The following is a 14,324-nucleotide window of genomic DNA, read 5'->3' as shown; positions in this document are numbered from 1 at the left end:
CTCCGTTAACAAAGAACTGGATTCCGGCTTTCGCCCGGAATGACAGAAAAAAGAAAATCCTCCTTTTGTCATTCCCGGGGGTTAGCAACCCCACGCAGAGCGACAATCCAGTCTTTTCTCTGCATCATTAGATGATAAAAAAACTCTGCCGGAGTTAACTACATAAGCATTTAGACAAATTAGAAACATTTAAAAACCTTATTAAGAAAGCCGGCTCGGTGGATGAATAGAAGGAGTTTTTGGATAAGATGGAGTAGCTACGATATTTAATCTGACAGGTGGATAATTTCTTCCTCGCCAAAATTATAAGACAATCTTGAGCTGTCCGATATGTACCAGTAACATTCGTATGACGTCTCAACTTGGTATAAGATGTTTATTAAAAAATAGGCACAGGGGGTCTCGAACCCCCGACCTCTACCGTGTCAAGGTAGCGCTCTAACCGCTGAGCTATGCGCCTGTCTATGGCTATTGTATAAAATTTTAAAGATTTGCGTCAACTACCCGTTAAATATTTCTAAAAGTGCGTTTTCAAATCCCTTCTTACTGTTTTTAAGACTATATTTTTTGACTGTGTTATTAGCTCCAGCTCTTAGTGTTTCCCTGAGATTGTCATCAATGATGAGTTTTTTGAGCCCTTCATAAAGGCAGTCAACCCCCTCAACAGGGCACACTAAGGAATCCTTCATATTAGTTAAAATCGTTGAAGCCTCCGTTGCAACCACACCTAAGCCACACGCCATTGCTTCTAAGACAAATAATGGTAGTCCCTCATGGCGGGTTGGGTAAAGGAGCACGTCGGCTGTGGACATTATTTTTTGCATTAAACGTGGCGGAACATATCCAAAATTATGCATCTTAATCCCTGACTCCACCCTCTCCCCCACAGCCCATACTTTAATCTTATCAGCTTCAATCTCCTCAGCAAAACGTTTCAGCACCTTCAGAGCCACATCAAATCCCTTTCTGTAATCACTCCGTGCCAACACTAAAACAACCTTAGCAGCGCCCTTTAACTGAAGGTATCCACTGCCGGCATCAGGGTAAAACATCTCATCATCAACACCGTTAGTTACAACTCTGACAGCCGCCTTAAAGCGCCGCCTAAGCAGTGTGCCTAAATGTTCGGAAACCGCCACAGACGGTACCCTCCAAATTCTCAAACACAGAAAATACAATGCTCGTATCAAGGATTTCATCAAAGAGCCTGCATAGTAGGACTCATCATAGTCCTGAGCAAAATACAATACCTTCCCCCTGTTATTTATTGAACATAGCGCAGCCATAACTATGATATCCGTTATGATAACGTCAAAATCTCCGGCAAGAGTCACAGCCCTAATCAGGCTTGCCCATTTCCCCTTAAACAATGATATAACTTTTATTTTGGCCTTAACATCAAAGACGGTTTTAACCACGTTTGCATATATTGTTACATCATGCCCTGCGGCGTGAAGATAGTTTGCGTACTCCACTACCATCTTATCCCCGCCGCGGCTTAACAATGAATGTCTAAAAAAACATATTTTCATAATACACACCCTATGCTTGCTGTCATGTCAAAGGACTAAGCAACCTAAGAAAGCCCCCCATATCTAAATAGTGCAACAAGTGCCAGCCATACAACAACGGTTACCGCCAACTGGGGATCATGAGCAAGCGCATCAGTAGGGTCTCCCTGATTAACCTTTGACAGAGCCATGTATCTGATAAGGCCGAATGTTACCACCGGAACTGTAAACACAAGCCTGCTCTGCTGCTCTATCGTATAAAGCATATAACATATAAGGGCGGAGGAGGAGGTTATTATAAGCACCTCATTAAGCAGCCCTGAGGGGTAGAGGCTCAGAACCCTTCTGTGCTTTGCCGCATCCAGCTCCAGAAACGCCGTCTCGGCAATGCGTTTGCCGGCGGCAAGCGTCAGAGAAACCATAAACATTGTTAGAAACAACCATTTGGATATTTCCACATTATATGCAGCTCCACCTGCAAACACCCTTAGCACAAATCCCGATGCTATAAAAAATAAATCCAGCACGGCTATATGTTTAAAGTACATGCTATAGCCAAACTGTAGTATCAAATACAGGCAAAGACACACTGTAACGCCGTTATTTAAAAACAAGGAACATACAACCGACATAATGGTTAGCCCTGCAATTAACCATGCCGCCTCAGATTTAGATATACCCCCTGAGGCAAGGGGGCGTTGTGCCTTCTGCGGATGCAGAGTGTCAGCCTTGCAGTCTCTCAGGTCATTAAAGATGTACATGGCACTTGAGGCAAATGAAAAGCTAATCAGTGACAGTATGCTTACCGGTATATTTTGTTTTATAAATATCACACCTCCAAAAAATGGAGCTGAAAGCAGAAAGAGGTTTTTTACCCAATGTTTGGGTCTCATTATTTTTAAATAAAGTGGAAACTTCCTTATCACTTTTTTGTCTCACTCAGCATCGTTTCGGATATTTCACCTCTGAGTTTTAAAAGTACAGGGGCATCATGTTTCAGTTGTAATCCCTGTTCAATATACAAAAGCGCCTCTGTTGGATTGTTAAGGCCGATAAGTGCCTGTGCAAGTCCCTCATAGATGCCGGTATCTGCAGGGGCAAATCTAAGCGCCTCTAAAAAGCTTGCATATGCATCGCCGTATTTTTTATTCTTTAGCAGGGAAATTCCAAGCATTTTTGCTATTGAAGGTGTGTTTTCCACTCTTATCAGCGGGGATGCCTTTAAAAAATATCCTGAGGCCTCCTTCACGTTGCCGCTGGTAATGTATGCCTTCCATGTATAGTAATTTAGCGTGGGACTACCGGGCAGTATTTCCAGAGCTCTCATAAAATACGGGATTGATTCCTTCACTTTACCCTTATTCATAAGACAAAGTCCGTACTCTCCATAGGCTACATAGTTATTATCTGTTACCTGCATTGCGTGCAAGTAAAGACTCTCGGAATCTTTCCAGTGTTTTAACTGCATGGATGTGGTAATGTACAAAAAGCAAAGTATTGCTGCAAATACTAAAACAGATAGTTTTTGTAAAAATATTCTCTCCTCCAAAACTACAGTAAGAGACCATGACAGGGTGATGAATATACCGATTTGGGGGACATATGCGTATCTGTCCGCCATGGATGCCCATCCGGTCTGCACTATTTGAATTACAGGTATGAGGGTTACCGTAAACCAGAGCCAGCCTGTGAACAACCACGGGTAGCTTTGTCTTTTTATGATTGAAAATACTGTTATGAATATAACAACACAGGCTGCGCAAATGGCAGGCACAACGGATTTAGATATAACATATGGATAAAAAATTGAGAAATTGGAAGGCCAGAAAATTTTCCCAAGATATCTTATGTATGACAGAGCGGCATTTTCAAGACGTATATCAAAGGGGAGCACAGAGAGGGGTACAACGTTACCGCCGGTTGTCTGGGTAAATATCGTAACAAAAATAAAGACAAGGCTTAGTCCTAAAAGCGGGAGTTTTTCAATTGATAACTGTATCATATTTTTTGTAGCAAAACGTTGCAGCGGCCAGAAGTCCAGAAGCAATAAAACAAATGGAAGCGTAACAAGCATTGCCTTTGAAAGCAGTCCTAAAAGAAAACACATAACAGTAAGGGTGTATCTCAGAGAGCCGCCCAGTTTTACATAATAAGCATAGGAGAGTATGGTTAAAAACCAAAAGCTGGTTGAAAGGAGGTTTTTTCTTTCAGATACCCACGCCACGGTTTCAACATTAACCGGGGCAAGTGCAAACAGTGCCGAGACTATGAGAGCTGCACGTGGCCGATTGGTCAGATAGGTAAGAGTCAAAAAGACAATTACCACATTGATGACGTGAAAGAAGACATTTGTCAGGTGATGTCCTTGCGGTTTTAAGCCGTAGAGAGAGACATCCACCATGTGGGTAACCCACGTAAGAGGATGGTAGTTGTAGCTGTAGTGTTCTGTAAATGCCCATTTTAGAGCATTAAGTGTAATACCGTCTTTGATATGAGGATTTTCAGTAATGTAGGAGTCATCATCAAAGGATATGAAATTGTTGGAACGTGCCGGCATATACACAGCAAGGGTGATAAGAGCTAAAACAGCCGCTATAACTACAACACTGGAGCTGCCGGCATAAGGCAGGCAGCTTTTGCTATTTTCACCGGCAGGCATCATCATAGGTTTAGCGTATTATAAGAAAACTGCCAGCAGTATTTCAACAGCAGGGCTTAAATGGCAGTAGCACCAGGCACAAATCCAAGAAACTTGCACTTTTACATTTAATACACAAATCCTTTGCATGGGCAGGCCATTGCGCCTGCCCAATTATCCATTAAAGGCAGACTAATACCAAACCAGCTCCGGATACCCTCATTTCTTCAGTCTGCCCAAAAACGGAAACTTTCTCTTTTTTGTTTTAGCAACAAGCTTAGAGCCATCAATAAATTCGCTTTCACGCCAGACACAAATATTCTCAGCCAGCTCGTTATCCAGCGCAATATGCATCCCCTCACACTCGATAACAAAGGTTGGATAGCTCTGGTGCAGCTTAACGGTAACACCTGGTCTGATGCTCAGGCCGTTAAGCCTGTGTATAAGCTGGTCATTTGGACAGTTAACATAGGCAATGCGTGCATATTTACCAATATCGAGTTCATCCAGATGTATCACCGAGCTGTTGACCGATTTAGCCGAGAGTTCGCAACACTTACCCTGTGGTATAGGCAGCCCGTGAGGACACTCCTTAGGGTGCCCCAGCAGTGTGCAAATACTGTCAACAAGCTCCATCGTCACGATATGCTCAAATTCACAAGCCCCATCCTCTATGTTTTTCCCCATGACATCGTAAAGAAGCCGCTCAGCAAGACGGTGTGCTCGCACTATATGTCTTGCCCTCTCAAGCCCCTTAGGAGTCAACTTTATTGACTTACCGGCCTCATCTATTTCTATAAAATTTTCCGAAACTAATTTTTCAATTATCTCATCACTTAACCCGCCACGCGTATCTTCACTTAACCTGCTGACATTGTGCTCACATATATCCGACACCGCTCCCTGACTTTTTTCATTTATATACCAGAGGCTTTCCAGATATTCATCCGCCTCAGTGCAATTATTCATAATTAATTCCCCCTTTCTATCATCCATGGTTAAAGAATAATAAAATCTTGTTTAATGCTCCCGCTATTAAGATAGAAGATGTTGTTATAAAAAAAGCCGCTATCATGGCCCTTCTGAATCCAATTTCTTTTATTATGGCCCCCAGATTGGCAAAACACGGGACAAACATAGTCGTAAGCGTTACACTTACGATAGCCTGATTAAAATTAAGCCGCCCCTTGTCTATAAGGTCCATAATCACAGCGGCGGCAGCCTCACGCCTTGCCAACACTAAAAGCAACACATCCACCATGTCGTTTGGCAACCCTAGAAAATTATTTATCACAGGAGCAAGCAACCTCTTGGTAAGCTCAAGAAGCCCTGTTCTTTCCAATGTAAAAAGCACAACTGCTGAAAACAAAAAAATCGGCAGCGCTTCTTTCAAAAACATATAAAGCCTGTAGTAGGTTTTTTTTAACACCGCAAACACATTGGGGATTCTTATTGCCGGCAGGGCTTGAAGATATGTATTTTTTGTGTCATCTTTCATAATCAAATTTAGTAAAACTCCTGCCGTCAGCTCTGTAAACAGCAGCACCGCAAGAACTATCATAAAAGCCTTAAAACCAACCTTACCCATCATTCCCATAGTTAACCCTATCTGCGGAGCGCAAGGAAGGGCAAAAGCTATTAAAAATATGGCTATGTACTTTTCCTTATCAGATGAGATAGTTCTCGTTGTAAAGGTTGCCATTGTTTTACAGCCAAATCCAAGCACGATAGGCATTATAGAATAGCCGCTGAGACCGACTTTACTAAAAAAGCGCCGGGTTAAGACAGTCAAATTCGGCACATACCCTATATCCTCTAAAACATTAAAAACGATAAAAAACACCGACAATATCGGCAGCACGGTTAATACCGCTCCCCCCAGCCCCAGAGAAAGCACCCCGTGGCTGCCAAGGAGAAAATCCCACCAAAACGGCGATGTTACAAAGCCGCTTATTTTGTCTATGACAGGTTTCCAAAGATAGGATTCCATTATGAATGTTATTTTCTCCGCCACTTTTACCACCAAAAAATAAGTGATCAGTATTATCATGCCCAGAATAGGAATTCCGGTTACAATATTTCTACTCATCTTTGCAAACGTTTTTGCCATACTCCGTTGGTCAAACTGCTGGGTTTTAACTATTTTCTCCGATAGTTGATCGACCCATTCCGAACGTTTGTAGTAAATTGCTTTTCCAATGCTGCCGACAAACTGAGAAGTTATGGCTGTTATACTTTTTTGAATATCTGAGTACTGGTCTGTTGTGCAGGTTGAGATAAGGTCTTTTTCCAGAAACCGGTCATTTAAAAGAAGCAGCATAGCAGTTTTACGTTTAAATGGAAAATCTTCAGGCAATTCCTGAACTACCTTTGCAACACCGGCCTCTACTATATCGCCGTAGTAAATTGACGCCTTTGGCACACGGGCCTTCTCTATAGCATTTTTCAACTTTCTGGTGCCGATTCCCCTTATCGCTATGGACTCTACAACAGGCACTCCCAGTGTGGAAGACAGAACTGCCGTGTCAATCCAGATACCCTTCTTTGAGGTTTCATCAATAGCATTAAGCGCTATTACAATAGGTATTCCCAGCTCCATCAGCTCTATGCCAAGCATCAGAGATTGCTTGAGAAGATTCGCATCCAGACAAAAGAGTAAGACATCCGGTTCCTCGGAAAATATCAGATTTCTGACTAAAAGCTCCTCCTCAGAATTGGCATACAAACAGTACAGGCCTGGAACGTCATAAAGCTCAAACAATACTCCGCCGTGCTCATAGTATGCCCTGTTAACATCTATGGTGGTGTGGTGATAGTTGGCAACAAGATTGTATGTACCTGTGAGATTGTTACAAATCTGTGTTTTCCCGCTGTTTGGAAGGCCAAGAATTAGTACCTTCCTCACTTTATCCATCAAGTTGGGGGCTGTTTTTTTATCTAACCGTCCCATAGCGGGAGTATAACGTAACTTTTATATTATTTTCAAGGTAAACATTTAGCCCTGCTTATTTTTTTAAATGCTTATGTAGTTAACTCCGGCAGAGTTTTTTTATCATCTAATGATGCAGAGAAAAGACTGGATTCCCGCTCGTAGGCGGGAATGACAAAAGGAGGATTTTCTTTTTTCTGTCATTCCGAGCGAAAGCCGGAATCCAGTTCTTTGTTAACAGAGTTAACTACAAAGGCAATTTTTTTTATTGTGCGTTTGCCCTGTGTGCTACTTGGTATTACTTGCATTTTTAGTCAACTGATATGCTATACTGTAACGTTAAATTTGGCCGGTATATCTCAGAGGCGGCATTGCTAAAAGAGCTAAGTATTAGAAATTTTGCCATAGTGGACAACTTAAGGCTTGAGTTCACGGAGGGGTTTAATGTGCTGACTGGAGAGACAGGAGCGGGGAAGTCGATAATTGTGGACGCACTTGGGCTTGTTTTAGGCGGTAAGGTAGCTAATGCCATGGTAAAGACCGGGACAACAGAGGCCACGGTAGAGGCCTTTTTTGATATTACTGAAAACGAGGCGGCAAATAAACTCAACATCGATTTAAGCGAGGGGCTTATTATCCGGCGAATCATATCCGCCGCCGGCAAAAGTAGGGTTTATTTAAACGGCAATATGATTAATCTGCAAAATCTTCAGGAAATAGGTGATTCACTGCTTGATATCCACGGCCAGCACGAGCACCAAAGCCTTATGTCTAAGGCAAGACAAATGCGCCTTTTGGATTCCTTTGGTAAAATCAACGCTGATGTGCTGAAATATCAGGCGTTACTGTCTGCCTACCGCTCTTTAGTCCGGCAAAAGGAGACTCTCTCTGAAAACCTCCGCCAAAGAAATCAGCGCATAGACGTGCTGCGTTATCAGATAGATGAAATTGATGCTGCGGCTGTTAAACAAGGTGAGAAAGAATCACTTATTAAAGAGCAAACTATACTTTCAAACCTTACAACCATAAAGGAATTGAGTGAAAACTCTTACGAAATACTGAATTCCGGAGATTTTTCTGTAAATGACAGGCTTTCATTAGTGTCAGAGAACCTTATGCGTCTCAATGGCCTGGATGAAAAAGGCGGTGAGCTCTACGACATGGCAAAGGAGGCTCTTTCTTATGTTAATGAACTTTGCATAATGCTCAGAAGCTATAAGGACAGCGTGGATTTAACCTCAGGGAAACTTGATGAGGTGGAAACACGGCTTGAACTTATTAAAAAAATAGAAAAAAAATATGGAGACGGCACAGAGGAGATATATAGGTTTCTGCATGATGCAAAATCAGAGCTGGAGTCTTTGTTGAATGCTGAGGAGCGTCTTGAGAGCATTGAGGCTGAAATAAACCCGGCAAGAGCTGCCCTTATGCTGCAAGCTCGACATATTTCAGAAAATAGAACAAAGGCGGCGGCCACGCTCACTGAGGACGTTAACATGTCTTTAAAGGAGCTGGCATTTAAAAACGCAAGGTTTGAAATTAAGCTGGACGTCAGCTGCGGCACAGCCGATGACGGCTCCATGGTCTTTCTCAGTGACGGTATTGACACAGTGGAGTTTCTTTTTAGCGCTAACCCCGGTGAACCTTTGAGGCCTATTCAGAAAGTAGCCTCAGGAGGGGAGCTTTCAAGAGTTATGCTTGCGTTAAAGAGTGCCGCTTCAGAGTGCGATGACATTGCCGTTTTAGTGTTTGATGAGGTGGATGCCGGAATTGGCGGTGAAACCGCCGACTCTGTCGGGGAAAAACTCAGAAAACTATCCCATAAACACCAGGTGCTTTGCATAACCCATCTTCCTCAGATAGCATCAAAGGGACACAACCATGCTAAAATAATTAAAGACGACACAGGTGCTTTTGTTAACATCGAGGTTACTCAGCTTACCGGCCGCGACCGTCTCTGTGAGCTTGCCCGCATGTTAAGCGGCACTATCACAGATATTTCCCTGCAGCACGCACAAGAGCTGCTTGACAAAAACCTCAGTAAGGAAGCGCTCTGAGGAAAACCGTTGATGAGAGGTAAAATTGAGATAAACGCTGAACTCTGTAAAGGCTGTGAACTTTGCATAACCACCTGCCCAAAGAGAATACTCCGTCTTGATGAGGAGCTGAACTCCTCCGGTTACTTCACAGTGAATGTGACTGACATGGAGATGTGTACCGGCTGTACCCTGTGTGCACAAATCTGTCCGGAGCTGGCCATTGAGGTATGGGCGGAAGAGTAAAAGAGGTAATGGATGCTTAATCATATGATTGTAAGACCCACCGGGAGGTGGTTCATTGGTTTTATAAAAGGGCTGGGAAGCTCAGGGGTTTTTTTGTTTAACTCTCTCTACTACGCCCTGACGCCGCCTTATAAATGGAAGCTGATTATTCGCCAGATATGGTTTATCGGCTATATGTCCCTGGGAGTCATCCTTATGACGGGGGCATTTACCGGTATGGTGCTGGCTCTTCAGCTGTTCTATACATTAAGAAAATTCGGAGCTGAATCTCTCCTTGGTCCGGGCATTGCTCTTAGTCTGGTCAGAGAGCTGGGACCGGTCTTTACCGCCCTTATGGTCACAGGCAGGGGTGGTTCTGCACTTACCGCAGAAATTGGGATTATGAGAATATCCGAGCAGATTGACTCCCTCTACATAATGGCGTTAAACCCATATAAGTACATAATAACGCCTAACTTCATCGCCGCCCTGATATGCTTTCCTATGCTGACGGCAATATTTGACGTTGTAGGAATATATGGAGGGTATTTGGTTGGTGTGAAGCTCCTTGGGGTAAGCTCCGGCATATACTTTGGTGAGATGGAAGGTTTTGTGGAAAGAAAGGACCTTTACATCGGACTTTACAAATCGTTGAGCTTTGCCCTTATCGTGTCATGGGTGTGTTGTTACAAAGGTTTTTTTCTGGGTAAGGGCGCATCCGGTTTTGGAGCACGGGCTGTGAGTAAAGCCACAACTGATGCTGTTGTTATGTCCTCAGTGGTGGTGCTGATTTGGGATTACGTCTTAGGATCTTATTTTATCTGATGGTGGAAAATACTCCTTACATAGAAATAAGCCGCTTAAAAAAGATGCTCGACGGTGTTGAGGTTTTAAAAGGTGTTGACTTAACAATCCATAAGGGCGAGCTGATGGCCATCATAGGCACATCAGGCGCCGGCAAGAGTGTTTCATTTAAGTGTATAACAGGCCTGATGAAACCGGACTCCGGTACAATTTCAATAGGGGGCAGGGATATTACCGGAATGGGAATGAGAGAGTTAAATCACGTACGCAGAGACTTTGGGGTGCTTTTTCAAAGCGGCGCTCTCTTTGACTCCTTAGACGTCTATCAAAACGTAGCATTCCCGCTTAAGGAAAGAACCCGCCTCATGGACTCAGAGATTGCGCTGCGTGTGAAGAAGGCGCTAAGTGATGTAAATTTAAAAGATGTGGAGGATAAGTATCCGGCGGAGTTAAGTGGCGGGATGAAAAAGCGTGTGGCTCTGGCAAGAGCTATAATTTCAAATCCGAAAGTTATATTTTTTGATGAGCCTACAACCGGCCTTGACCCGGTGTTAAAGAAATCTATCCATGAGCTGATTGCTGAAAATCATCAGAGGTATGGTTTCACAGGGCTTATAATAAGCCACGAGATACCAGACATTTTTGATGTTGCCGACCGGGTGGCAATGCTCTATGACGGGAAAATAATTTTTTGCGGCACACCGGATGAAATCATACAATGTGAGATTCCACAAGTGAAGAGGTTTATACACTGCTGTGGCAGCGGCAGCTACAGCAATAGGGTCTCAGAGTACAGTAGTGGCACAGCAGTGTAGTGAGGGAGAGAGCGGCATAAAAGACCATGACAGAGAAGGGGGTAACCAGTGAAGAAATTTGATGTTGAGGTGGCAGTTGGGTTTTTTCTGCTTTTAGGAATTCTATCTTTAGCGTATTTGTCCGTAAAATTAGGGAGTATGCAGTTTTTGGGCGACAAGGGTTATATTGTCACAGCCTCTTTCACTAAGACCGGCGGGCTGAAAAAGGGTACCACAGTGGAAATAGCAGGGGTGGAAATCGGAAAAGTAAAAGATATCGTCCTTGATGACGGCACTTATCAGGCAAAGATTACCATGCTTATCCACTCCTCTGTTAAGATAACCGAGGACTCCATTGCCTCCATACGGACAAAAGGATTGCTTGGGGAAAAGTATGTACAGATAGCCCCGGGAGGCTCAACAACCATACTTGCAGACGGTGGTAAAATCAGGGAAACTGAATCGGCTGTTGATATAGAGGAATTGATTTCAAAATACGCCTTTGGCGATGTTAAATAGAAACTAAAAAAGAGGTGTCAGATAACGTGAGACTTATAAAAATTGCAGCCATGGTTACAGTTTTTGTATTTCTTCTCAACAGTGCCGTCTTTGCACAGGGGCCGGAGGAATATTTAAAAATCATAATAGAGAAAATCCTCACTGTTTTGAAGGATAATTCTTTAAAAAGCACTGAAAAAACTCAGGAGAGACGCAAGCATATACGCACCATTATAGAGAGCCGTTTTGATTTTGAGGAGATGTCGAAACGAGCACTTGCAGTGCATTGGCAAAAACGTACGGATGCTGAAAAGAAGGAATTTATCGCTCTTTTTGAGGACCTTCTTGAGCATGTCTATATTACACGAATAGAGTCCTACAGTGGTGAGGATGTGTTATTTGTTGAGCAGAGCGTTGATGGAGATTATTCAACTGTCAAAACTGTAGTAGTGAGAAAAAACCAGAGAATCCCTATGGACTATAAGTTTATGAAAATAAACAATGAGTGGAAGGTCTATGATGTGGTTATCGAGGGTATAAGCCTTGTCAGCAACTACAGAACGCAGTTTGCAAAGACAATCAGCTCAGGCTCCTACGAGGCACTAGTTAAAATGCTTAAAGAAAAGAAAGCAGGCAACGAAGCAAAAACCCAATAGAAACTAAGCATACGATAAAGGTCAGGAGAGATTAATACCAAGTAGCATCCAATCAACCTGACAATATAACAGTATCTTCATGGCTATAGGGCGGGCAGCAGGCGCAGAGTATTTTTAGAGGTTCATTCCCTGTGTTTTTTATCTTATGCGGCAGTCCCAGCTCTATTAAAACCGTATCCCCTGAATTTACGGTAAACTCCCATCCACCAAGATACATAAGCCCGGCACCGGATAACACATGGTAGAGTTCCTCAGTTTTCATGTGCTTATGCAGCAGTGTCTCTTTCCCCACAGCAACTATTGCCTCGGCAAGGCTCTGGTTTTTATTTCCATGTACAGATGGGTGCATAAGCTCCCGTATCTCTGAACCGTCCTTTGTAATATAAGGTGTAACCTCTTTGTAATGTGTTTTAACTATAGGCTGCACTTTATGCTTTCTTTGCTTTTTCAAGCCTCTTTCTGATTAACTCCAACAGCAGTCTGACGCCGACCGCCGTTGCGCCTTTAACAAAATACGGCTTAGGTTTGGCTAAAAAAGCGGTTGATGCAATATCCAGATGAACCCACGGGGTATCTCCGACAAATTCCTTTATAAAATAAGCAGCGGTAATAAGGCCGCCAGTCCTTCCACCTATGTTTTTAATATCCGCCACCTCGCTCTTTAAATACTCTTTGAACTCCTCATAGAGCGGCATCTGCCATACACGCTCAAAGGTTTCACCGGCTGCCTCTCTGACTTCATCCATAAGTTTGTCGTCATTACCCATCATTGCAACAGCCTCGTTACCCAGAGCTATCGAGCAGGCGCCGGTCAGCGTAGCCATATCTATAACGGCCTCCGGCTTATAATGCTTTATCACGTAGCCGATAGCATCCACAAGCGCAAGCCGCCCCTCTGCATCTGTATTTAAAATCTCTATCGTTTTTCCGGTTATAGCCGTAACAACATCCCCGGGCCGGATTGCATGTCCACTGGGCATGTTCTCAGTTGCAGGCAGCACTCCTATCAGATTAACAGGAAGTTTAAGGGATGAGACTGCTTTAAATATGGCAAGTGTGGCCGCACCACCTGCCATGTCCTGCTTCATGTCTTCCATTGAATCCGCAGGTTTAAGCGACAGGCCGCCGCTGTCAAAGGTAATTGCTTTTCCCACTATTGCCAGTGGTTTGCTCTTGCCGCCTCCGCTATACTCAAGCAGTATAAACTTAGGAGGCTCAGTGGAGCCCTTTGCCACTGCCAGATATGACCACATTCCCTCTTTTTCGGATTCCTTCTGTTCAAGAATTTTAACCTTCAGATTTTTTCCCGTTATGGACTTTGCCACCTCGGCAAGAGTTGAAGGGGTCATGTCCTTTGAGGGTGAATTTACAAGATCACGGGCAAACGTGCTTGCTGAAACATTAACATTAAGCCACTGAATTGGAAAATCCACCTCTTTAGAGAGCAGAACAGCCTCTTTTAACTCTTTTTCATCCTGTTTGTCCTCATCGCTTTTTTTATATTTTAAATAACGGTAAAGGCTCAGCATTGCACCCTCTGCAAAATAATAGGAAGGGCTGAATACTCCCTGCACTATGAACGTCTCACTTATCGCCCTTACTGATACCGTTACTGTTTCCGTTTTTGATTCCCTTGCCCGCAAGAAGGCTTTAGCACCGGCCCTTCTTAATTTCTCAGCTGTTATGTCCGTCTTTTTCCCTAATCCCAAAAGCAGCACTCTGTCAAAAACCACTCCGGTTACATAAAGAAGCACGATTTGACCCTCTTTTGCTTTAAACTCGCCTGAGTGTATTACCTTCTGTATAAGGCCATCTATTTTACCGTCTATGTCACCGTAGAGTTCCATGCCGGCAGGCTCAAAAAAGGGAAGTACCAGACAATCCGATTTATACTCCGTTTCACCTGCATCTTTGATTTTTATTTCCATTTACTTACACCTCTTTCCTCTGTAGTATATTTATTGTATTATACCAAGTAGCCTTCAATCGTCTAACTTTGCCGGCATCGTCACAAGCTCCTGGGCGTACTCTCCCCTAAAAAGGGGAATCCCCTTCAGAGGAGGCGTCGCCGGCTCCCAGCCGCCTGTGTTTACTTCTGACTGCAACTTGGTATTACATAAAATAATAGTATAACATTTTATTGCCGGTTAAAAAATTATAATCCTTTACTTTCGTTTAATTAATATGCTTTGATTAAATATGCAACAGGAGCAGCCGGAGGAGTTTTTAAGAG

At 43.3% G+C, this 14,324-nt stretch carries 13 protein-coding genes and 1 tRNA gene; 6 read left to right on the top strand and 8 right to left on the bottom strand.

Going from position 1 to position 14,324, the window contains the following annotated elements; all coding sequences use genetic code 11:
* Positions 1–387: 387 nt before the first annotated feature.
* From H7844_11800 to H7844_11775, 6 genes are all read right to left on the bottom strand, one after another.
* Positions 388–460 (bottom strand) — tRNA-Val (locus H7844_11800).
* Positions 461–500: 40 nt separating this feature from the next.
* Positions 501–1,532, bottom strand: coding sequence for a glycosyltransferase family 4 protein (locus H7844_11795; GenBank protein MEO5357966.1), 1,032 nt, complete (start codon positions 1,530–1,532; stop codon positions 501–503).
* 44 nt (positions 1,533–1,576) lie between these two features.
* Entirely contained in the window at positions 1,577–2,344 is a 768-nt protein-coding gene (locus tag H7844_11790) for a UbiA family prenyltransferase (protein MEO5357965.1), read from the bottom strand.
* Positions 2,345–2,433: 89 nt separating this feature from the next.
* On the bottom strand, positions 2,434–4,176 hold the full coding sequence (locus tag H7844_11785; protein MEO5357964.1) for a hypothetical protein: 1,743 nt from the start codon (positions 4,174–4,176) through the stop codon (positions 2,434–2,436).
* Between the two features lie 192 nt (positions 4,177–4,368).
* Positions 4,369–5,118: a metal-dependent transcriptional regulator gene (locus H7844_11780; GenBank protein MEO5357963.1), complete on the bottom strand. Its 750-nt coding sequence runs from the start codon at positions 5,116–5,118 to the stop codon at positions 4,369–4,371.
* Between the two features lie 19 nt (positions 5,119–5,137).
* Positions 5,138–7,063: a ferrous iron transporter B gene (locus H7844_11775; GenBank protein ID MEO5357962.1), complete on the bottom strand. Its 1,926-nt coding sequence runs from the start codon at positions 7,061–7,063 to the stop codon at positions 5,138–5,140.
* 338 nt (positions 7,064–7,401) lie between these two features.
* Here H7844_11775 and recN point away from each other — a divergent pair, with 338 nt between their 5' ends.
* The 6 genes from recN to H7844_11745 are packed head-to-tail and all read left to right on the top strand — an operon-like array spanning position 7,402 to position 12,091.
* The gene (gene recN, locus H7844_11770) at positions 7,402–9,135 is read left to right on the top strand and encodes a DNA repair protein RecN (protein MEO5357961.1); all 1,734 of its coding nucleotides are present in this window, start codon (positions 7,402–7,404) and stop codon (positions 9,133–9,135) included.
* Positions 9,136–9,144: 9 nt separating this feature from the next.
* A complete protein-coding gene (locus tag H7844_11765; GenBank protein ID MEO5357960.1) occupies positions 9,145–9,360 on the top strand; it encodes a 4Fe-4S binding protein in 216 nt (71 codons plus the stop codon).
* A 24-nt stretch (positions 9,361–9,384) separates the two neighbouring features.
* A complete protein-coding gene (locus H7844_11760) occupies positions 9,385–10,164 on the top strand; it encodes an MlaE family lipid ABC transporter permease subunit (GenBank protein MEO5357959.1) in 780 nt (259 codons plus the stop codon).
* A gap of 44 nt (positions 10,165–10,208) precedes the next feature.
* Positions 10,209–10,958 (top strand): ABC transporter ATP-binding protein, encoded by a 750-nt coding sequence (locus H7844_11755; protein MEO5357958.1) that lies wholly within the window; start codon positions 10,209–10,211, stop codon positions 10,956–10,958.
* Positions 10,959–11,006: 48 nt separating this feature from the next.
* Positions 11,007–11,456, top strand: a complete 450-nt coding sequence (gene mlaD, locus H7844_11750; protein ID MEO5357957.1) for an outer membrane lipid asymmetry maintenance protein MlaD — start codon at positions 11,007–11,009, stop codon at positions 11,454–11,456.
* 26 nt (positions 11,457–11,482) lie between these two features.
* A complete protein-coding gene (locus H7844_11745) occupies positions 11,483–12,091 on the top strand; it encodes an ABC transporter substrate-binding protein (protein MEO5357956.1) in 609 nt (202 codons plus the stop codon).
* 52 nt (positions 12,092–12,143) lie between these two features.
* Here H7844_11745 and H7844_11740 read toward each other — a convergent pair whose 3' ends face one another.
* Positions 12,144–12,542, bottom strand: a complete 399-nt coding sequence (locus tag H7844_11740; protein ID MEO5357955.1) for a cupin domain-containing protein — start codon at positions 12,540–12,542, stop codon at positions 12,144–12,146.
* Positions 12,520–14,019: a leucyl aminopeptidase gene (locus H7844_11735; GenBank protein MEO5357954.1), complete on the bottom strand. Its 1,500-nt coding sequence runs from the start codon at positions 14,017–14,019 to the stop codon at positions 12,520–12,522. Before H7844_11735 ends, H7844_11740 begins: the two co-directional genes overlap by 23 nt.
* Between the last annotated feature and the right edge of the window lie 305 nt (positions 14,020–14,324).

The sequence above is a fragment of the Nitrospirae bacterium YQR-1 genome (genome assembly GCA_039908095.1).
Taxonomy (GTDB): Bacteria; Nitrospirota; Thermodesulfovibrionia; order Thermodesulfovibrionales; family Magnetobacteriaceae; genus Magnetomonas.
The sequence above is the reverse complement of the archived record's forward strand: the minus strand, read 5'-3'. Positions and strand labels throughout refer to the sequence as shown.